The sequence below is a fragment of the Pseudomonas sp. FP2254 genome (assembly GCF_030687695.1).
In the GTDB taxonomy this organism is placed as follows: domain Bacteria; phylum Pseudomonadota; class Gammaproteobacteria; order Pseudomonadales; family Pseudomonadaceae; genus Aquipseudomonas; species Aquipseudomonas quebecensis.
Genome location: NZ_CP117444.1, coordinates 1,567,328 through 1,586,781, shown reverse-complemented (window position 1 = coordinate 1,586,781; position 19,454 = coordinate 1,567,328). Strand labels below are relative to the sequence as shown.

General features: G+C 62.4%; 17 protein-coding genes. 9 read left to right on the top strand and 8 right to left on the bottom strand.

What is annotated here, in order from left to right; translation table 11 throughout:
* Positions 1 to 12 precede the first annotated feature (12 nt).
* Both PSH94_RS07265 and PSH94_RS07260 read right to left on the bottom strand, forming a co-directional pair.
* On the bottom strand, positions 13 to 741 hold the full coding sequence (locus PSH94_RS07265; protein ID WP_266248357.1) for a YgcG family protein: 729 nt from the start codon (positions 739 to 741) through the stop codon (positions 13 to 15).
* Between the two features lie 18 nt (positions 742 to 759).
* On the bottom strand, positions 760 to 1,371 hold the full coding sequence (locus tag PSH94_RS07260; protein ID WP_253511085.1) for a LemA family protein: 612 nt from the start codon (positions 1,369 to 1,371) through the stop codon (positions 760 to 762).
* A gap of 238 nt (positions 1,372 to 1,609) precedes the next feature.
* Here PSH94_RS07260 and bglX point away from each other — a divergent pair, with 238 nt between their 5' ends.
* Positions 1,610 to 3,901 (top strand): beta-glucosidase BglX, encoded by a 2,292-nt coding sequence (gene bglX, locus PSH94_RS07255; protein ID WP_181081524.1) that lies wholly within the window; start codon positions 1,610 to 1,612, stop codon positions 3,899 to 3,901.
* A 114-nt stretch (positions 3,902 to 4,015) separates the two neighbouring features.
* Here bglX and PSH94_RS07250 read toward each other — a convergent pair whose 3' ends face one another.
* From PSH94_RS07250 to PSH94_RS07235, 4 genes are all read right to left on the bottom strand, one after another.
* Positions 4,016 to 5,173 (bottom strand): phosphatidylserine/phosphatidylglycerophosphate/cardiolipin synthase family protein, encoded by a 1,158-nt coding sequence (locus PSH94_RS07250; RefSeq protein ID WP_253511082.1) that lies wholly within the window; start codon positions 5,171 to 5,173, stop codon positions 4,016 to 4,018.
* 1 nt (position 5,174) lies between these two features.
* Positions 5,175 to 5,765 (bottom strand): YceI family protein, encoded by a 591-nt coding sequence (locus tag PSH94_RS07245; RefSeq protein WP_305436961.1) that lies wholly within the window; start codon positions 5,763 to 5,765, stop codon positions 5,175 to 5,177.
* Between the two features lie 188 nt (positions 5,766 to 5,953).
* The gene (locus tag PSH94_RS07240) at positions 5,954 to 6,268 is read right to left on the bottom strand and encodes an amidase (RefSeq protein ID WP_253511075.1); all 315 of its coding nucleotides are present in this window, start codon (positions 6,266 to 6,268) and stop codon (positions 5,954 to 5,956) included.
* Positions 6,265 to 7,338 carry a serine hydrolase gene (locus PSH94_RS07235; protein WP_305436960.1) on the bottom strand — a complete coding sequence of 358 codons (1,074 nt, stop codon included), beginning with the start codon at positions 7,336 to 7,338 and terminating at the stop codon, positions 6,265 to 6,267. The genes PSH94_RS07240 and PSH94_RS07235 overlap by 4 nt, the downstream gene beginning before the upstream one ends.
* Positions 7,339 to 7,522: 184 nt before the next feature.
* On the opposite strand from PSH94_RS07235, the gene olsB reads away from it, so the two are divergent.
* A complete protein-coding gene (olsB, locus tag PSH94_RS07230; protein WP_034096335.1) occupies positions 7,523 to 8,278 on the top strand; it encodes an L-ornithine N(alpha)-acyltransferase in 756 nt (251 codons plus the stop codon).
* Entirely contained in the window at positions 8,278 to 9,069 is a 792-nt protein-coding gene (locus PSH94_RS07225; protein WP_181081529.1) for a lysophospholipid acyltransferase family protein, read from the top strand. Before olsB ends, PSH94_RS07225 begins: the two co-directional genes overlap by 1 nt.
* 38 nt (positions 9,070 to 9,107) lie before the next feature.
* Here the strand turns inward: PSH94_RS07225 and PSH94_RS07220 are convergent, their stop codons facing one another.
* Positions 9,108 to 9,686, bottom strand: a complete 579-nt coding sequence (locus PSH94_RS07220; RefSeq protein WP_266248347.1) for an ACP phosphodiesterase — start codon at positions 9,684 to 9,686, stop codon at positions 9,108 to 9,110.
* A 155-nt stretch (positions 9,687 to 9,841) separates the two neighbouring features.
* On the opposite strand from PSH94_RS07220, the gene PSH94_RS07215 reads away from it, so the two are divergent.
* Genes PSH94_RS07215 through PSH94_RS07205 form a run of 3 tightly spaced genes read left to right on the top strand, consistent with a single transcriptional unit; the run spans position 9,842 to position 12,422 of the window.
* Positions 9,842 to 10,159 (top strand): helix-turn-helix transcriptional regulator, encoded by a 318-nt coding sequence (locus tag PSH94_RS07215; RefSeq protein ID WP_181081531.1) that lies wholly within the window; start codon positions 9,842 to 9,844, stop codon positions 10,157 to 10,159.
* Positions 10,160 to 10,172: 13 nt separating this feature from the next.
* Complete coding sequence (locus PSH94_RS07210; RefSeq protein ID WP_181081532.1) at positions 10,173 to 11,339, top strand: MFS transporter; 1,167 nt, start codon at positions 10,173 to 10,175, stop codon at positions 11,337 to 11,339.
* Between the two features lie 27 nt (positions 11,340 to 11,366).
* Positions 11,367 to 12,422 carry an alkene reductase gene (locus PSH94_RS07205; protein WP_253511065.1) on the top strand — a complete coding sequence of 352 codons (1,056 nt, stop codon included), beginning with the start codon at positions 11,367 to 11,369 and terminating at the stop codon, positions 12,420 to 12,422.
* Positions 12,423 to 12,663: 241 nt separating this feature from the next.
* Here the strand turns inward: PSH94_RS07205 and PSH94_RS07200 are convergent, their stop codons facing one another.
* Positions 12,664 to 13,296, bottom strand: a complete 633-nt coding sequence (locus PSH94_RS07200; RefSeq protein WP_181081534.1) for a TetR family transcriptional regulator — start codon at positions 13,294 to 13,296, stop codon at positions 12,664 to 12,666.
* A gap of 286 nt (positions 13,297 to 13,582) precedes the next feature.
* Between PSH94_RS07200 and PSH94_RS07195 the strand changes: the two genes are divergently transcribed.
* Genes PSH94_RS07195 through adeC form a run of 3 tightly spaced genes read left to right on the top strand, consistent with a single transcriptional unit; the run spans position 13,583 to position 19,347 of the window.
* Entirely contained in the window at positions 13,583 to 14,728 is a 1,146-nt protein-coding gene (locus PSH94_RS07195) for an efflux RND transporter periplasmic adaptor subunit (protein WP_181081535.1), read from the top strand.
* A gap of 3 nt (positions 14,729 to 14,731) precedes the next feature.
* On the top strand, positions 14,732 to 17,893 hold the full coding sequence (locus tag PSH94_RS07190; RefSeq protein ID WP_181081536.1) for an efflux RND transporter permease subunit: 3,162 nt from the start codon (positions 14,732 to 14,734) through the stop codon (positions 17,891 to 17,893).
* Complete coding sequence (adeC, locus tag PSH94_RS07185; RefSeq protein WP_181081537.1) at positions 17,890 to 19,347, top strand: AdeC/AdeK/OprM family multidrug efflux complex outer membrane factor; 1,458 nt, start codon at positions 17,890 to 17,892, stop codon at positions 19,345 to 19,347. The genes PSH94_RS07190 and adeC overlap by 4 nt, the downstream gene beginning before the upstream one ends.
* Positions 19,348 to 19,454: the final 107 nt, after the last annotated feature.

Here is a 19,454-nt window from a genome sequence, read left to right as displayed (position 1 = left end):
TCGTTATTGTCATTACCAGCCGCCCGAGGCCCCGCCCCCGCCGAAGCCACCCCCGCCGCCCCGGAAACCACCGCCGCCGCCCCCGCCACCGCCGCCGCGTCCACTGCTGCTGAGGATCGCCAGCAGGATCGCGCCCACCGGCAGGCCCAGGCGATTGCACAGCCACAGCACACCGATCAGCAGCACGAACAGGCCAATGGAAAGGCCGGGATTATCCTTGGCAAAATTGCCGTCCGCCACATGGGCCGGCACCGCCAGGGGTTCACCGCCGACCACCTGGACCATCGCGGCCACGCCGTCGCTGATGCCCTGGCTGTAATTGCCGGCCTTGAACTTGGGCGCGATCACCTGGTTGATGATGACCCATGACTGTGCATCGGTGAGCACGCCTTCCAGGCCATAACCCACTTCGATGCGCAACTTGCGTTCATCGCGGGCGACGATCAACAGCGCGCCGTTGTCCTTGCCCTTCTGGCCGATGCCCCACTGGCGCCCCAATTGATAACCGAAGTCCTCGATCGGCACGCCTTGCAGGTCGGGCACGGTGACCACCACGATCTGGGCGCCGCGCGTCTGCTCCAGCGCCTGCAACTGCTGGGTCAACTGCGCGCGCACCGCCGGGTCGATCATTTGGGCGTTGTCCACCACCCGCCCGGTCAGCGCCGGGAAGGTCAACGCTGCCTGGGCCGCGCCCGCGCAGGCCAACAGCCACAGCGCCAGGCCTATCCTTAATAAACGCATCGACACCTCAGTGCAGCCTTATTTGAACTTCACTTGCGGCGCTTTATCGGCATCGGCACTGGTGGCTTCGAACGTGGCGCGAATCGGCAAATCGCTGTACATCACGCTGTGCCACAAACGGCCTGGGAAGGTGCGGATCTCGGTGTTGTACGCCTGCACGGCCTGGATAAAGTCGCGGCGCGCCACGGCGATACGGTTTTCGGTACCTTCCAGCTGGGATTGCAGGGCCAGGAAGTTCTGGTTGGCTTTGAGATCCGGGTAGCGCTCGGACACCACCATCAAGCGGCTGAGGGCGCCGCTCAAGCCGTCCTGGGCCTGCTGGAACTGCTTGAGTTTTTCCGGGTTGTCCAGGGTGCTGGCGTCGACCTGGATCGAGGTGGCCTTAGCCCGCGCTTCGATCACGGCGGTCAGGGTGTCCTGCTCATGGGCGGCATAGCCCTTGACCACTTCCACCAGGTTGGGGATCAGGTCGGCGCGGCGCTGGTACTGGTTCTGCACCTGGCCCCAAGCCGCCTTGGCTTGCTCGTCGAGGGTGGGAATGGTGTTGATGCCGCAACCGCTCAGCACCGTGCTGATCAATAGCAGAGCCGCGGCTTTGAGGCCCCAGCGGTTAACGTGTGCTGCTTGCATGATGTATCTCCTGCCCAAACTGGATGGAATTGGATGACCTGCCCTATAAACCGCGCGCTTGGGGCATAATCCGCCACCACTGGTATGCATCGAGCCAATCAGCTACAAAGATGCCCAGCGCGAATAAGAGTTCAGAAGTGTGCGGTATTTCTCTGAACAACGCCCGAACAACAATAGACGCTCCCCACATTTTGGCCGTCAGCGCGAGCGCTGTGCAGTGAGCCGAAAAAGGATATTCATGAAAAAGCTGTGTTTGCTCGGCCTTGTTGCCACGCTGGCCACTCACCCCGTATGGGCAGAAACAAAGCCTGCTGCGCTTAAGGATAAGGACGCCTTCGTCAGCGACCTGCTCAAGCAGATGACCCTGGATGAAAAGATCGGCCAGTTGCGCCTGATCAGCATCGGCCCCGAAATGCCCCGCGAGCTGATCCGCAAGGAAATCGCCGCCGGCCGCATCGGCGGCACGTTCAACTCCATCACCCGCCCGGAAAACCGTCCGATGCAGGACGCGGCCATGCGCAGTCGCCTGAAGATCCCGATGTTCTTCGCCTACGACGTGATCCACGGCCACCGCACCATTTTCCCGATCAGCCTGGCCCTGGCCTCCAGCTGGGACATGGACGCCATCGGCCGCTCCGGCCGCATCGCCGCCCAGGAAGCTGCGGCCGACAGCCTGGACATCACCTTCGCGCCGATGGTCGACATCTCCCGCGACCCGCGCTGGGGCCGCACCTCCGAAGGCTTCGGCGAAGACACTTACCTGGTCTCGCGCATCGCCGACGTGATGGTCAAGGCGTTTCAGGGCACCAGCCCCGCCAATGCCGACAGCCTGATGGCTAGCGTCAAGCACTTCGCCCTGTATGGCGCGGTGGAAGGCGGGCGCGACTACAACGTGGTCGACATGAGCCCGGTCAAGATGTACCAGGACTACCTGCCGCCGTATCACGCGGCGATCAAGGCCGGTTCCGGCAGCGTCATGGTGGCGCTCAACTCGATCAACGGCGTACCCGCCACCGCCAATACCTGGCTGATGAACGACCTGCTGCGCAGGGACTGGGGCTTCAAGGGCCTGGCCGTGAGCGACCACGGCGCGATCTTCGAACTGATCAAGCACGGCGTGGCCAAGGACGGGCGTGAAGCCGCCAAACTGGCGATCAAGGCCGGCATCGACATGAGCATGAACGACTCGCTGTACGGCAAGGAACTGCCGGGGCTGCTCAAGTCCGGCGAGATCGAGCAAAGCGACATCGACAACGCCGTGCGCGAAGTCCTCGGCGCCAAATACGACATGGGCCTGTTCAAGGACCCGTACCTGCGTATCGGCAAGGCCGAGGACGACCCGGCCGACACCTACGCCGACAGCCGCCTGCACCGCGCCGAAGCGCGTGATATTGCGCGCCGCAGCCTAGTGCTGTTGAAAAACCAGAACAACACCCTGCCGCTGAAAAAATCCGCGACCATCGCCCTGGTCGGCCCGCTGGCCAAGGCGCCGATCGACATGATGGGCAGTTGGGCGGCTGCCGGTAAACCCGAGCAATCGGTGACCCTGCTCGACGGCCTCAACGCCGTGATCGGTGAAAAAGGCAAAATCCTCTACGCCCGTGGCGCCAACATCACCAACGACAAGGCGGTGGTCGACTACCTCAACTTCCTCAACTTCGATGCGCCGGAAGTGGTGGATGACAAGCGCTCGCCGCAGGTATTGATCGATGAGGCGGTCCAAGCGGCCAAGCAGGCCGACGTGATCGTCGCCGCCGTGGGCGAGTCCCGTGGCATGTCCCACGAGTCCTCCAGCCGCACCGACCTGAACATCCCGCAAAGCCAGCGCGACCTGATCAAGGCGCTCAAGGCCACCGGCAAACCGCTGGTGTTGGTGCTGATGAACGGCCGCCCCTTGTCGATCCTCGACGAGAACCAACAGGCCGACGCCATCCTGGAAACCTGGTTCGCCGGCACCGAAGGCGGCAACGCCATCGCCGATGTGCTGTTCGGTGACTACAACCCGTCGGGCAAACTGCCGATCACCTTCCCGCGCTCCGTTGGGCAGATTCCGACCTACTACAACCACCTGACCATCGGCCGGCCGTTCACCCCAGGCAAGCCGGGCAACTACACCTCGCAGTACTTCGATGACACCACCGGGCCGCTGTTCCCGTTTGGTTATGGCCTGAGCTACACCACGTTCAGCGTGTCGGATATGGCGCTGTCGTCCACGACCCTGAACAAGACCGGCAAGCTCGACGCCAGCGTCACCGTGAAAAACACCGGTAAGGTCGACGGCGAAACCGTGGTGCAGCTGTACATCCAGGACGTGGCCGGTTCGATGATCCGTCCGATCAAGGAGTTGAAGAACTTCCAGAAAGTCATGCTCAAGGCCGGTGAAGAGCGCACGCTGCACTTCACCATCACCGAAGAAGACTTGAAGTTCTACAACACCCAGCTCAAGTACGCGGCCGAACCGGGTGAGTTCAATGTGCAGATCGGGTTGGATTCCCAGGATGTACAGCAGCAGACCTTCGAGCTGCTTTGATTCAATGATCGTTCCCACGCTCCGCGTGGGAATGCAGCCCCAGGAAGCTCCGCGTCCAAAGCGTGACGCAGAGCGTCACAAGAGGCATTCCCACCCAGAGCGTGGGAACGATCGTTAATCGCGTCGATCCAGCAGATTTACCACCAACCGATCAATCCAGCCCCACACCCGCTGCTTCACCCGCCGCCACAATGGCCGCGCCTTCCACGCCTCCAGGCTGACCACCTGGCTCTGGGCAAAATCCGCGGTAAAACTCGCCGCCACCGCCTGGGTCAGCTCAGGGTCCAACGCTTCCAGATTGGCCTCCAGATTGAAACGCAGATTCCAGTGGTCGAAATTGCACGAACCGATGCTCACCCAGTCGTCCACCAGCACCATCTTCAGGTGCAGAAAGCACGGTTGGTATTCAAAAATCTGCACGCCCGAGCGCAGCAGACGCGGGTAATAGCGGTGCCCGGCGTAACGCACCGACGGGTGATCGGTGCGCGGGCCGGTCAACAGTAAACGCACATCCACCCCACGCCCTGCTGCCCGGCGCAATGCGCGGCGCACACCCCACGTGGGCAGAAAATACGGCGTGGCGAACCAGATACGTTGCTGACTACTGTTCAGCGCGCGGATCAACGATTGCAGGATGTCGCGGTGCTGTCGGGAATCCGCGTAGGCCACCCGGCCCAGCCCCGGCCCCGTCGCCGGCACCTTGGGCAGACGCGGCAAACCGAAATGCGTGGCGGGTTTCCATGCGCGCCGCGCCGCGTTGGCGTGCCATTGGCGGTCGAACAGCGCCTGCCAGTCCAGCACCAGCGGGCCGCTGACCTGCACCATCACCTCGTGCCACTCGGCCGTGTCCTGGCCCGGCGTCCAGAACTCATCCGTCACGCCCGTGCCGCCGACCACGGCGAGCTGTTGGTCGATCAGTAACAGCTTGCGATGGTCGCGGTACAGGTTACGCATCCAGCGACGCCAGCTCAGACGATTGTAGAAGCGCAGCTCCACCCCGGCGTCAGTCAGGCGTTTGCGCAGCGACAGGGTAAACGCCAGGCTGCCGTAGTCATCGAACAGGCACCGCACGCGCACACCGCGCTCGGCGGCCAGCACCAGTGCCTGCACCATGGCCTCGGCGCACGCACCGGCCTCCACCAGGTACAACTCCAGGTCCACTTGCTGTTCGGCACGGGCAATGCCCACCAGCATCTGCGGGAAAAACTGCGGGCCGTCGATCAACAACTCGAAACGGTTGGCGCTGCGCCACGGAAACACCGCGCCGCCCATGTCAGCGCGCCGTGAAGATCAGTACCGCACCCACCGGCACCGACAAACTGATCGACTTCAGCCCGGCCGCCTTGCGCAGCGCGGCCACCCCCGGCGCCAGGTCGAAATCCTCGGCATGCAGCACCACCGGCTCCAGGGTCACCACCTGGAAACGCCGGTCATCCAGGCGCGTGGCCAGCAGCTCGGCGCTGTAGGCCTGGGTTTTGCCGTGCAAGGTCACACTCAGTGGCAGGCGCAACTCCAATTGCGCGCCGGGGGCCAGGTCGTTAATGGGCTGCAGATTGATCTGCGCGCTGATCAACGCCTCGGGGAACGTCTTGATCTCAAACAACTGATTGCGCATGCGCTCATCGCGCAGCGGCACGCCGCTGTTGACCGACTCCAATTCCACCTGCACCTGCGCCGCGCCCTTGTCGTCGACCTTGCCGTGCAGCACCAGAAAACGATGCACATCGGCAATCTCAGTGTTTTTGGTGGCGACGAAGGATAGGCGCGAGGATTCGTTATCCAAGTACCAGTCGGCATGGGCGGGCACAGCAGCGACCGCCAGCAAGGCGAAGGCCAGGGGTTTTATCAGAGAAGCATTGAACATAAAGACTCGAGGGGCAAAAAACCTGGACGAACCTTAACTGCGCCGCCTGCCGGGCGCAATGTAACTGACGAAGCAGATCAACTGTGGGAGCTGGCTTGCCTGCGATAGCGGCAGGTCAGTCAACATCACTGTCGCCTGTGCCGTCGTCATCGCAGGCAAGCCAGCTCCCGCAGGGGAAGTGTGCCGTGTCAGGGATTCAGGCGGCAGCCTTGACGGTCGCCGAGCCACCTTGCGCTGTGGGTTCGGCCCAGCCCGCTCGCCGTCACTTCACTGCGCTCCGGGTTGTCGCTGAAGGCGCTGGTCGGCACGTACTGCTTCACATACCCCTTGCAGTACTGCGCCGGGTTATTCGCCACATACCGACACGAGCAATATTCCTTGGCGGTGTACGCCGCGATGATATCGGGGAAGGCTTGCAGGTTGACGCGTTCGTGCCAGACCCACGCCAACAGCGCGAGCAATAACAGCAGAAAAAAACCGGTCAACGGCCGACGACGGATCATGGCTGCACCGCCGCAAGCACGCGTTTGAGCAATTCGTTGTGGCGATAGCTGCCGTCACGATCGTCGCCGTAGCGCACGATCAACAGGCGTTCATCGGGCAATACGAACAGTGCCTGGCCCCAGTGGCCGAGCGCCGCGAAGGTATCGGCGGGAGCGTCGGGCCAAGGCCTTGGCGTGCCTTGGTTGAGCCACCAATGGCCGCCGGGGACAGCTTCGTCCTGCCCGGTTTGGTATCGGTTGAACGGCTGCCGATTGAAGGCCACCCACTCCTTGGGCAGCAGTTGCTGGTCACCCCAACGCCCCTCCCGCGCCATCAGCAGGCCGACCCGCGCCAGGTCGCGAGCGGTGAGGTAAGCGTAGGACGAGGCGACAAACGTCTCGTCGCCGTCGGTTTCCCACGTGGCATTGCGAATGCCCAATGGCTTGAACAACGCATCCCACGGGTAACTCATATAGGCCTTGTGACCGAGCATGCCTTTCAGTGCGGCGGATAAAAGATTGCTGTCGCCACTGGAGTAACGGAACGCCTGGCCCGGCGCGCTGGAGGCCTCCGTGTTCGCGGCAAACTCAGCCATGTCCGTGCGGCCACGGGTGTAGAGCATGGCCACCACCGAGGATTTCAGCGGGGCGAATTCGTAGTCTTCCTGCCAGTCCAGCCCCGAGGCCCAGTGCAGCAGATCGGCCATTGTGACCGTCGGATGCTGTTTCATCGGCGGGTAAAACCGCGCCACCGGGTCGCTCAATTTGAAGCGGTTGTCGCCGTAGGCCACCCCCAGCACGCAGGCCATCAGGCTTTTGCTGACCGACCAGGTCAAGTGCGGCGTGCTGGCGGTAGTGGGTGCGGCATAGCGTTCGTAGATGACTTCACCGTCGCGTATCACCAGCAGGGCGTCGGTGCGAATGCCTTGGCGGGTGCTGTCGTCGCGCGGGGGAAAGGCATAGGCGTCCAGGGCTTGGAGCGCGGGACCGGTGAGCCGCGTGCCCTCGGCCCATTGCGGGTCGGGCCAGGTTTCAGCGTGGCCGTTAACGGTGAACAACAACAGCGCAACGCACAACAGGCCTCTGACCATGGACGCGAACTCGACGGGGCATTCAAACCCGCGAGGCTAGCCCAGGCGCATGACAGATTGACGACAAAGGGCCTGTCATCCAAGCGTCACCATAACTTCATGGAGATGACACCGGGCCTCCATAGCCTGACTTCGGACAACAAAGTCGACCGGCCGAAACGTGGCCGGCACTCGGAGACTCGCCATGACTCAGATCGCCCGCATCAGCGACACCGGCAATGAACGCCGTCTGCAAGCCGAACGCCTGATCGGCGCCCAGGCCTTGCAGGAAGCCCAGGCCCTGCGGTTCAACGTATTCAGCGGCGAGTTCAACGCCAAGCTGAAAGGCGCGGAACACGGCCTGGACATGGATGACTATGATGTGCACTGCAGCCATATCGGCGTGCGGGACTTGAACACCGGTCGACTGGTAGCCACCACTCGCTTGCTCGACCACCAGGCCGCCAGCACCCTGGGCCGGTTCTACAGCGAAGAAGAATTCAGCCTGCATGGCCTGCTCCACCTGAAGGGCCCGATCCTGGAAATCGGGCGCACCTGCGTCGACCCGGCCTACCGCAACGGCGGCACCATCGCGGTGTTGTGGGGCGAGTTGGCCGAGGTGCTCAACCAGGGCGGCTACAGCTATTTGATGGGCTGTGCGAGCATTCCGATGCACGACGGCGGCATCCAGGCCCATGCGATCATGCAGCGCCTGCGCGAACGCTACCTGTGCAACGAACACCTGCGCGCCGAGCCGAAAAAGCCGCTGCCGGCCCTGGATCTGCCGTCCAACGTGATCGCCGAAATGCCGCCGCTGCTCAAGGCCTATATGCGCCTGGGCGCGAAGATCTGCGGCGAGCCATGCTGGGACGAAGACTTCCAGGTCGCCGACGTGTTTATCCTGCTCAAGCGCGACGAGTTGTGCCCGCGCTATGCGCGCCACTTCAAGGCGGCCATGTGATGAGCCGCCTGCGTGTATACGGGCGCATCGCCCGCGTGCTGCTGGTGGTGGCGCTGGGCTTGAGCATGGCCAGCGTGTTTGGCCTTTTCGAACGCTTGGGCGTGGCCAATTCGATGGTGCGCCGCCAGCGCTGGTCGCGGTTCTTCATGGCCCGGCTGACCAACGCCCTGCCCTTTCGCGTGACGGTTCATGGCCAGTTACCGACGCAACCGATGCTATGGGTGAGCAACCACGTGTCCTGGACCGACATACCGCTGCTGGGCATGGTTGCGCCGATGTCGTTTCTGTCCAAGGCCGAAGTGCGCACCTGGCCGGTCGCCGGCTGGTTGGCGGCGAAGGCCGGCAGCCTGTTTATCCGCAGGGGCTCGGGCGACAGCCAATTGATCCGCAAGCAGATGACCCGGCATCTGGAGCAGCAACATCCACTGTTGATGTTCCCCGAAGGCACCACCACCGACGGCCGCAGCCTGCGCACCTTCCACGGCCGCCTGCTGGCCAGCGCGATCGATGCGGATGTGTCGCTGCAACCGGTGGCGATCCGTTACCTGCGCGATGGGCAGGTGGACCCGCTGGCGCCGTTCATTGGCGATGACGATTTGCTCTCGCACCTGATGCGGTTGTTTGCCAATGATCAGGGCGATGTGGAAATCCACGTACTCACACCGATTGCCTGCGCCGGGCAGGAGCGTGCCGCCCTGGCGTTCCAGGCGCAGCAGGCGGTGCAGAAGGCGTTGTTCGGGCCGATCGCTGAAGTTGAACCGGTAGCGGCGCGACCAGCGTTCGCTGCTTGAAACCATGTGGGAGGGGCAAGCCCCTCCCACATTTAGTTTTATGGCGTCAGTTGAGCCTGTGCGAACACCTGCAATTGAGGGTAGAAGCGCCGGAAGTCTTCACTCAACGGTTCATATAAAAGTCGCAACTCCTGCATCGCGTGCCCCAATTCCTCAGGTTGCGTCAGCCGCCGCGAAATCCCGCGCAGCACGTGCTCCATCACCGCAAACTCGCGGTATGAGCCCAGCCAATCGTCCGCTGCCATATAAGGCGCAATCTGCGCCAACCGCCCGGGTAACGCCGGTTCGGCCGCCAGTACCCGGTACACCCGCGAAGTGAAGTCTTCCAGCGGCTGGTCGGCATACAACGCCCAATCCCGCGCCAGGCAGTGATCGAAGAACACGTCCAGAACGATCCCGGCATAGCGCCGACGGGTCAGGCTGAAGCGTGACAACGCCTGCCCTACCAACGGATGGCTGTCGGTAAAACGGTCGATCGAACGATGCAACTGGATCGCCGCTTCAATGGATGGGCTGAACTGGCCCTGCAGGCGGCCTTTAACGAAGTCGCCATACAGGCTGCCCAGCAGTTGCGCAGGCAACTGGCCGCCCAGGTGCAGATGTGCGAGATAATTCATGGCGCGCAGTCTAGCACTGCGCTTAACGTATCGTTATAACCCGATATACCGATTCAGTCTGACCTCAGAGCAAAATCGTATTGGTATATCGGAATATACCGATTTAAAGTTCGCCTCATCGCGATATAACGCTTTACAACACCGAGCACACTGCCATGTCCATCGACCTCGACGAAATAATAAAAGCCCTGGCGCACCCGGTACGGCGAGACATCCTCACCTGGCTCAAAGACCCGAAGGTGCAATTCCCCGAGCAATTGCACAACCACGAGTACGGCATCTGTGCCGGGCAGATCGACCAACGCTGCGGCTTGTCCCAGTCGACCGTGTCGGCCCACCTGGCCACCTTGCAACGCGCGGGTCTGATCAGCAGCCAGAAGGCCGGGCAGTGGCACTTTTTCAAACGCAATGAGGAAGTGATCCAAGCCTTCCTCACAGCGCTCATCACTGAACTCAGCGCCGAACCGCTGTAAAAGGACCCCGCAAATGCCCCTCTCGCTCCTCATCCTGGCCCTGAGCGCCTTCGCCATCGGCACCACCGAGTTCGTCATCATGGGCCTGCTGCCCGATGTGGCGGCGGACCTCGGCGTATCGATCCCGGGCGCCGGCTGGCTGGTCACCGGTTATGCCCTGGGCGTGGCCATTGGTGCGCCCTTTATGGCGCTGGCCACGGCTAAATTGCCGCGCAAGGCCGCCCTGGTAGCGTTGATGGGGATTTTCATTATTGGCAACCTGCTCTGCGCCCTGGCCAGCGACTACAACGTGCTGATGTTCGCTCGCGTGGTCACCGCGCTGTGCCACGGCGCCTTCTTCGGGATCGGTTCGGTGGTCGCCGCCAACCTGGTGCCGGCCAACAAGCGGGCCTCGGCCGTGGCCTTGATGTTTACCGGCCTGACCCTGGCCAACGTGCTTGGTGTTCCCCTGGGCACTGCGCTGGGCCAGCAAGCCGGCTGGCGCTCGACCTTCTGGGCGGTGACGGTGATCGGCGTGGTGGCGTTGATCGGCCTGATTCGTTTCCTGCCGGCCAAGCGCGACGAAGAAAAGCTCGACATGCGCGCCGAACTGGCCGCCCTCAAAGGCGCCGGTATCTGGTTGTCGCTGAGCATGACCGCCCTGTTCGCGGCGTCCATGTTCACCCTCTTCACCTACGTGGCGCCGCTGTTGGGCGATGTCACCGGTGTATCGCCCAAAGGCGTGACCTGGACCCTGCTGCTGATCGGCCTGGGCCTGACCGTCGGCAATATCATCGGCGGCAAGCTCGCGGATAAGCGCCTGGCAGCCACTCTGATCGGCGTGTTTATCAGCATGGCCGTGGTGTCCACCGCGCTGAGCTGGACCAGCGTCGCCGTGATCCCCACCGAAATCACCTTGTTCCTCTGGGCAACCGCCGCGTTCGCCGCCGTACCGGCGCTGCAGATCAACGTGGTGACCTTTGGCAAGGCCGCGCCGAACCTGGTGTCCACCTTGAACATCGGCGCGTTCAACATCGGCAACGCCCTCGGCGCCTGGGTCGGCGGCAGCGTGATCGCCCATGGTTTCGGCCTGACCAGTGTGCCGCTGGCGGCCGCTGCCCTGGCGATCCTTGCCCTCGTGGTGACCTTGATAACTTTCCGTCAGAGCGGCGATGCCGACCTGGCCCCTGCGACCAACTGATCAATGTAATAAAGAAGGTATTGTGCGATGACGACTATTTTCGATCCGATCAAACTGGGTGACGTGGAGCTGTCGAACCGCATCATCATGGCCCCGCTGACCCGCTGCCGCGCCGACGCCGGCCGCGTGCCCAACGCGCTGATGGCCGAGTATTACGTGCAGCGTGCCTCCGCCGGGCTGATCCTCAGCGAAGCCACCTCCGTAACGCCAATGGGCGTGGGCTACCCGGACACCCCGGGCATCTGGTCCAACGACCAGGTGCGTGGCTGGGCCAACGTGACCAAGGCCGTACACGGCGCGGGCGGCAAGATTTTCCTGCAACTGTGGCACGTCGGCCGGATCTCCCACGAGTCCTACCTGAACGGCGAAACCCCCGTGGCACCGAGTGCGATCCAGGCCAAGGGCCACGTCAGCCTGGTGCGTCCGCTGGCCGACTATCCGACCCCGCGCGCCCTGGAAACCGCTGAAATCGCCGACATCGTCGACGCCTACCGCACCGGCGCCGAGAATGCCAAGGCTGCAGGCTTTGACGGCGTGGAAATCCACGGCGCCAACGGCTACTTGCTCGACCAGTTCCTGCAGAGCAGCACCAACCAGCGCACCGATCAGTACGGCGGCTCCCTGGAAAACCGCGCACGCCTGCTGCTGGAAGTGACCGATGCGGCCATCGACGTGTGGGGCCCTGGCCGCGTGGGCGTGCACCTGGCACCCCGCGCCGACGCGCACGACATGGGCGACGCCAACCTGGCGCAAACCTTTACCTACGTCGCCACTGAGCTGGGCAAGCGCGGCATCGCGTTTATCTGCTCGCGCGAGAAAGAAGGCGCCGACAGCCTCGGTCCACAGCTGAAAAAAGCCTTCGGCGGCGCGTATATCGCCAACGAACGCTTCACTAAAGACAGCGCCAACGCATGGCTGGCCGAGGGTAAGGCGGATGCGGTGGCGTTTGGCGTGCCGTTCATTGCCAACCCGGACCTGCCGGCTCGCCTGAAGGCCGATGCCCCGCTGAACGAAGCGCATCCGGAGACGTTCTATGGCAAAGGCCCGGTGGGTTACATCGACTACCCGACCCTGCCGCTGTAATCGCCTGAGACACAAACCAAATGTGGGAGGGGTCTGTCCCCTCCCACATGTTTGCCCCGTCGTTGCCTGTGTAACATTCCTTCACAGCCCTGCAACAAATTCCCTACAAAATACTTAGGCGGCTACCTATCAAGCGCCGGCCAGCCCGTATATAAAGTCACCCCACGAATAAGTCAGAAGGACGATTGACCGTCCTTAGGCTTTACTGTTGACACAACTGGACGCAATTACGCATTTTGTCTCAATTGCGCAGGCTTGGGCTCAAGCGCAGCATGTCCAGCCCTGCCTCTACCCAGCGTTCGGCTTCCTGCTGCAATTGGAAGCTGTCGGGGACCAGCAGCCATTGGCCGATCAGCCCATTGATGTAGGCATGAATGCACACCGCGCCACGCGTGGTGTCGAGGTTTTCCGGAAGTTGCCCGCGATGGACCGCATTACGCAGTGTCAGGCCGATGCGCAGGTTGCATTCCAGGCTATGCGTTTGGCGCTGGCGGCGCATGTCGCACATTTCGTCGGTGAATTCGCACTTATGAAACAAGATCTCATTGATGCGTCGGGTTTTCGGGTCCAGGGCCACTTGATGGAACAAACGAATCAGCAGCTTGCGCATACAGCCCAGCGGGTCGAGTTCATCCTCGCTTTCACTGGCCCGGGCCAACTCGTCCAAGGGCTCGTGCAGCGTATCGAGCAGCGCCTGGAGCAAATCGGATTTATTACTGAAATGCCAATAGATAGCGCCTCGCGTTACGCCGGCCAGTGCGGCGATGTCCGCCAGCGTGGTCCGCGCGACGCCACGCTCGTAAAAGGCTTGCTCGGCGGCATCGAGAATCTGGCTGCGCGTTTCCTGAGCTTCCTCTTTGGTGCGACGAACCATGGCAGTAAAACCTCAATCAGAACACTTAGGACTATCGATAATGCTGTGTTAATAGACGGTATCGATCATCTGAATAATTGTGGGACGACGCCGTCATGGGCACCGAACGTACTAAAATCGAGGCTTTGGCCGCTGCTTTGTCAACAACGCGCGAAACCTGTCAAGAGTTTACAAACAACCATGAACGTAAGTATATTGCGTAGCAAGCTACTTATCTACTCACGGCTCGTTTTTTACCCTTCCACACTTCTTGTGCGCACTCTGCGCGCCTGACCCGAGGATCTTCATGCAACTTAAGCCAGCTGTTACCGCTCTGGTCACTGCCGTCGCCCTGGCATCGCTGCTCAGCGGATGTAAAAAGGAAGAAGCGGCTCCGCCCGCTCAAATCCCTCTGGTCGGCGTGGTCACCCTGCAACCGCAAGCCTTTACCCTGACGTCCGAACTCCCTGGCCGCACTACGGCCTTTCGCATCGCGGAAGTTCGCCCGCAGGTCAACGGCATCATTCTCAAGCGCCTGTTCAAAGAAGGCGCGGACGTGAAGGAAGGCCAGCAGCTTTATCAGATCGACCCGTCGGTCTATGAGGCCACTCTGAAAAGCGCCCAGGCCACCCTGAGCCAGACCAAATCCATCAGCGACCGCTACAAGCAGTTGGTGGATGAGCAGGCCGTGAGCCGCCAGGAATACGACACCGCCGTCGCCAATCGCATGACCGCCGAAGCCAACGTGCAAACCGCCCAGATCAACGTGCGCTACACCAAAGTGTTCGCGCCGATCTCCGGGCGTATCGGCCGTTCTTCGGTGACCGAAGGCGCGCTGGTCAGCAATGGCCAGGCCGATGCCATGGCGGTCATCCAGCAACTGGACCCGATCTACGTCGACGTCACGCAGTCTTCGGCCGAAATGCTGAAGCTGCGCCGCGACCTGGAAAGCGGCCAACTGGAAAAAGCCGGCGCCAATGCGGCTAAGGTCAAGCTGACCCTGGAAGACGGTAGCGACTATCAACACGACGGCAAACTGGAATTTTCCGAAGTGTCGGTCGATCAGACCACCGGCTCCGTGACCCTGCGCGCTGTGTTCCCCAACCCTGACCACACCCTGCTGCCGGGCATGTTCGTACACGCCCAATTGCAAGCCGGCGTGAACAGCAAGGCGATCCTGGCCCCGCAGCAAGGCGTGACCCGCGACCTTAAAGGCACTCCGACGGCGTTGATCGTCAACGCGCAAAACAAGGTCGAGCAACGTGAACTGGTGGCCAACCGTACCGCCGGTGCCTACTGGCTGGTGGAGAAAGGCTTGAACGCCGGTGACCGTGTCATCACAGAAGGCTTGCAGTACGTCAAGCCGGGCGCCGAGGTCAAGGTCAAGGACGCGGACAACGCCAAGCCCGCCGGTACCGCCGCTCCTGCTGCCGCTGCTGGCAAAGGGGAGTAACCCATGTCGAAATTTTTTATCGACCGTCCCATTTTCGCCTGGGTGATTGCCCTGGTGATCATGCTGGTCGGGGCACTGTCGATCCTGAAGTTGCCCATCAACCAATACCCGGCCATCGCGCCGACCGCTATCGATATCCAGGTGACCTACCCAGGCGCGTCCGCACAAACCGTGCAGGACACCGTGGTGCAGGTGATCGAGCAACAGCTCAACGGTATCGACAACCTGCGTTATGTCTCCTCGGACAGTAACTCCGACGGCAGCATGACCATCACCGTGACGTTCAACCAGGGTACCAACCCGGACATCGCCCAGGTTCAGGTGCAGAACAAGCTGAACCTGGCCACCCCGCTGCTGCCGCAAGAAGTACAGCAGCAGGGGATCCGCGTGACCAAGTCGGTGAAGAACTTCCTGATGGTGATCGGTCTGGTGTCCGAAGACGGCAGCATGACCAAGGACGACCTGTCCAACTACATCGTGTCCAACATCCAGGACCCGATCTCGCGGACAGCCGGCGTGGGTGACTTCCAGGTATTCGGTTCCCAGTACGCCATGCGTATCTGGCTCGACCCGGCCAAGCTGAACAACTACCAGTTGACTCCGGTCGACGTCAGCACCGCCATTTCCGCACAGAACGTGCAGGTGGCCACCGGCCAATTGGGCGGCCTGCCTGCCCTGCCCGGCACTCAGCTGAACGCCACCATCATCGGCAAGACACGCCTGCAGACCGCAGAGCAGTTCGGCAACATCCTGATGAAGGTCAACACCGACGGCTCGCAGGTTCGCCTCAAGGACGTCGCGCGCATCGAGCTGGGCGGCCAGACCTACAGCATCAGCGCGCAGTTCAACGGCAAACCGGCCTCCGGCATGGCGATCAAGCTGGCGTCCGGCGCCAACGCCCTGGACACCGCCAAGGCCATCCGCGCCACCGTGGCGTCCCTGGAGCCGTTCTTCCCGCCAGGCATGAAGGCAGTGGTGCCGTATGACACCACCCCGGTAGTGACCGAATCGATCTCCGGTGTGGTGCACACCCTGGTCGAAGCGATCGTGCTGGTGTTCCTGGTGATGTTCCTGTTCCTGCAGAACTTCCGCGCCACCATCATCACCACCATGACCGTTCCGGTGGTACTGCTGGGCACGTTCGGCATCCTCGCGGCGTTCGGTTTCACCATCAACACCCTGACCATGTTCGGCATGATCCTGGCCATCGGCCTGCTGGTGGACGACGCCATCGTGGTGGTGGAGAACGTTGAGCGGGTGATGGCCGAGGAGCACCTGTCGCCTAAAGAAGCGACGGTCAAGTCCATGACCCAGATCCAGGGCGCCCTGGTGGGTATTGCCCTGGTGCTGTCGGCGGTACTGCTGCCAATGGCGTTCTTCGGCGGTTCCACCGGTGTGATCTACAAACAGTTCTCCATCACCATCGTTTCGGCCATGGCGTTGTCGGTACTGGTTGCCCTGATTTTCACCCCGGCGCTGTGCGCCACCATGCTCAAACCGATCGACCCCGAAAAGCACGGCCAGCCCAAGCGTGGTTTCTTCGGCTGGTTCAACCGCACCTTCGACCGTAGCGTGGTGAGCTACGAGCGCGGCGTGGGCAACATGATCAAGCACAAGATCCCGGCGTTCCTGGTCTACCTGCTGATCTTCGCCGGCATGATCTGGCTGTTCATGCGCATCCCCGCGGCGTTCCTGCCCGACGAAGACCAGGGCGTAATCTTTGCCCAGGTGCAGACACCGGTCGGCTCCACCGCGGAACGTACGCAGAAAGTCATCGACGACATGCGCATCTTCCTGCTCAACGACAAGGAAGGTGAGCCAGGCGAAGGCAAAGGCGTCAAATCGGTGTTTACCGTGAACGGCTTCAACTTCGCCGGTCGTGGCCAAAGCTCGGGCCTGGCGTTCGTGATGCTCAAGCCGTGGGACGAGCGTGATGCGTCCACTTCGGTGTTCGAGATCGCCAAACGTGCCCAGGGCTACTTCATGCAGACGTTCCAGGACGCCATGGTGTTCGCCATCGTGCCGCCGTCGGTACTGGAATTGGGTAACGCCACCGGTTTCGACGTGTTCCTGCAGGACCAGGGCGGTGTCGGTCATGAGAAGTTGATGGCCGCGCGCAACCAGTTCCTGGGCATGGCGGCACAGAGCAAGATCCTGGCCGGCGTGCGCCCCAACGGCGTGAACGACGAGCCGCAATACGAGCTCACCGTTGACGACGAGAAGGCCAGCGCCCAGGGCATTTCCCTGTCCAACATCAACCAGACCCTGGCGATTGCCCTGGGTGGCAGCTACGTCAACGACTTCATCGACCGTGGTCGTGTGAAGAAGGTGTACGTGCAAGGTGACGCCGCCAGCCGCATGTCTCCAGAAGACCTGAACAAGTGGTACGTGCGCAGCGACTCCGGGAAGATGGTGCCGTTGTCGGCCATCGCCACCGGCAAGTGGATCTACGGCTCGCCGAAGCTCTCGCGTTACAACGGCGTGGCCGCGATGGAAATCCTCGGCACCCCGGCACCGGGCCACAGCACCGGTGAAGCGATGGCCGAAGTCGAGCGCATCGCCAAGCAACTGCCGGCGGGCGTGGGCTATGCGTGGACAGGCCTGTCGTACGAAGAACGCTTGTCCGGCTCGCAGGCACCGGCGTTGTACGCGCTGTCGCTGCTGGTGGTGTTCCTGTGCCTCGCGGCGCTGTACGAAAGCTGGTCGATTCCGATCGCAGTCGTGTTGGTGGTGCCGCTGGGCGTGGTGGGTGCGTTGATCGCCACCAGCATGCGCGGGCTGTCCAACGACGTGTTCTTCCAGGTGGGCCTGTTGGTCACGGTGGGTCTGGCGGCGAAAAACGCCATCCTCATCGTGGAGTTCGCCAAAGAGCTTCACGAACAAGGCAAGGGCATCGTCGAGTCGGCCATCGAAGCCTCTCGCATGCGTCTGCGTCCGATCATCATGACCTCCATGGCGTTCATCCTCGGCGTACTGCCGCTGGCGATCTCCTCGGGTGCCGGTTCAGGCAGCCAGCACGCCATCGGTACCGGCGTGATCGGCGGTATGATCACGGCCACTGTCCTGGCGATCTTCTGGGTGCCGCTGTTCTTCGCCACCGTGTCGGCCATCGGCAACCGCAAAGAACCCGAAACCAAGCAAACTTCTAAAGAGGCTGGCCAATGAGCAAGTCGCTACTTTCCCTGGCCGTCACAGCATTCGTGCTCAGTGGCTGCTCGCTGATCCCTGACTACCAGCGCCCCGAAGCGCCGGTAGCGGCGCAATACCCGCAGGGGCCGGCCTATTCGTCGGCCCAGGCGCCGGGCCAGGCTGCCGCCGAGCAAGGCTGGAAGCAGTTTTTCCATGACCCTGCCCTGCAGCAACTGATCCAGACCGCACTGGTGAACAACCGCGACCTGCGTGTCGCGGCCCTGAACATCGATGCCTACGCCGCGCAATACAACATCCAGCGCGCCGACCTGTTCCCGGCCGTATCGGCCACGGGCAGCGGCGAACGCTCGCGCACCCCGGCTCGCCTGTCGCAGACCGGCGAATCGAGGATCGCCAGCCAGTACTCGGTCGGCCTTGGAATCAGTTCCTATGAGCTGGACCTGTTCGGCCGCGTGCGCAGCCTGAGTGAAGAAGCCCTGCAAAGGTACTTCGCCACGGAAGAAGCGCGGCGCAGCACCCAGATCAGCCTGGTGGCCAGCGTGGCCAACGCCTACCTGACCTGGCAGGCCGACAAGGAACTGCTCAAGCTGACCCAGGACACCCTTGGCGCGTTCGAGCAAAGTTTCAAACTCACCTCGCGCAGCAACGAAGTCGGCGTGGCCTCGGCCCTCGACCTGAGCCAGGCGCGCACCTCGGTGGAGAACGCGCGCGTGCAATTGGCGCGCTACACCCGCCAGGTGGCCCAGGACGAAAACAACCTGACCCTGCTGCTGGGTACCGGCCTGCCGGCCAATCTGGCCAGCCAGCCGCTGTCGGATAACCTGCTCAGCGAAGTACCGGCCGGCCTGCCTTCGGACCTGCTGCAACGTCGCCCCGACATTGTGCAGGCCGAGTACAACCTCAAGGCCGCCAACGCCAATATCGGCGCGGCCCGCGCGGCGTTCTTCCCAAGCATCAGCCTGACCGCCAGCGCCGGCACCGCCAGCCCGAACCTGGGCGGCCTGTTCAAGGGCGGCTCGGGCACCTGGTCGTTCGCCCCGCAGATCAACATCCCGATCTTCAACGCCGGCAGCCTGCGTGCCAGCCTGGACTACTCGAAGATCCAGAAAGAGATCAACGTGGCGAACTACGAGAAGGCGATCCAGACCGGCTTCCAGGAAGTCTCCGATGGCCTCGCCGCGCGGGCGACCTACAAGCAGCAACTGGAAGCCCAGCGCGGTTTCGTCGAGGCCAACCAGGATTACTACCGCCTGGCCGAGCGTCGCTACCGCATCGGTGTCGACAGCAACCTGACGTTCCTCGATGCCCAGCGCCAGCTGTTCAGCGCTCAGCAATCGCTGATCACCGACCGTCTGGCGCAGTTGACCAGCGAGGTCAACCTGTACAAGGCCCTCGGCGGTGGCTGGAATGAGCAGACCGCGAAGAACGAACCGCTGAAAGAAGAAGCGCCGGCGTTCAAGGCGTTCTGATAACGGCGTTGTCATAAAAAACCGCCTCCCTCACAGGAGGCGGTTTTTTTTGGCGACGGCGCTTTGCCCAATCGCCGCATCACTCGCCCCGTCAGCCATCCGCCTTG

Excerpts from the sequence above, each read along its gene's own strand:
- PSH94_RS07220 (WP_266248347.1), bottom strand. The coding sequence starts at position 9,686 with ATGAATTATCTCGCACATCTGCACCTGGGCGGCCAGTTGCCTGCGCAA.
- PSH94_RS07245 (WP_305436961.1), bottom strand. The coding sequence starts at position 5,765 with ATGTTCAATGCTTCTCTGATAAAACCCCTGGCCTTCGCCTTGCTGGCG.
- bglX (WP_181081524.1), top strand. The coding sequence starts at position 1,610 with ATGAAAAAGCTGTGTTTGCTCGGCCTTGTTGCCACGCTGGCCACTCAC.
- PSH94_RS07210 (WP_181081532.1), top strand. The coding sequence starts at position 10,173 with ATGCCCCTCTCGCTCCTCATCCTGGCCCTGAGCGCCTTCGCCATCGGC.
- PSH94_RS07260 (WP_253511085.1), bottom strand. The coding sequence starts at position 1,371 with ATGCAAGCAGCACACGTTAACCGCTGGGGCCTCAAAGCCGCGGCTCTG.
- PSH94_RS07195 (WP_181081535.1), top strand. The coding sequence starts at position 13,583 with ATGCAACTTAAGCCAGCTGTTACCGCTCTGGTCACTGCCGTCGCCCTG.
- PSH94_RS07235 (WP_305436960.1), bottom strand. The coding sequence starts at position 7,338 with ATGGTCAGAGGCCTGTTGTGCGTTGCGCTGTTGTTGTTCACCGTTAAC.
- adeC (WP_181081537.1), top strand. The coding sequence starts at position 17,890 with ATGAGCAAGTCGCTACTTTCCCTGGCCGTCACAGCATTCGTGCTCAGT.
- PSH94_RS07205 (WP_253511065.1), top strand. The coding sequence starts at position 11,367 with ATGACGACTATTTTCGATCCGATCAAACTGGGTGACGTGGAGCTGTCG.
- PSH94_RS07200 (WP_181081534.1), bottom strand. The coding sequence starts at position 13,296 with ATGGTTCGTCGCACCAAAGAGGAAGCTCAGGAAACGCGCAGCCAGATT.
- olsB (WP_034096335.1), top strand. The coding sequence starts at position 7,523 with ATGACTCAGATCGCCCGCATCAGCGACACCGGCAATGAACGCCGTCTG.
- PSH94_RS07240 (WP_253511075.1), bottom strand. The coding sequence starts at position 6,268 with ATGATCCGTCGTCGGCCGTTGACCGGTTTTTTTCTGCTGTTATTGCTC.
- PSH94_RS07190 (WP_181081536.1), top strand. The coding sequence starts at position 14,732 with ATGTCGAAATTTTTTATCGACCGTCCCATTTTCGCCTGGGTGATTGCC.
- PSH94_RS07265 (WP_266248357.1), bottom strand. The coding sequence starts at position 741 with ATGCGTTTATTAAGGATAGGCCTGGCGCTGTGGCTGTTGGCCTGCGCG.
- PSH94_RS07250 (WP_253511082.1), bottom strand. The coding sequence starts at position 5,173 with ATGGGCGGCGCGGTGTTTCCGTGGCGCAGCGCCAACCGTTTCGAGTTG.
- PSH94_RS07225 (WP_181081529.1), top strand. The coding sequence starts at position 8,278 with ATGAGCCGCCTGCGTGTATACGGGCGCATCGCCCGCGTGCTGCTGGTG.
- PSH94_RS07215 (WP_181081531.1), top strand. The coding sequence starts at position 9,842 with ATGTCCATCGACCTCGACGAAATAATAAAAGCCCTGGCGCACCCGGTA.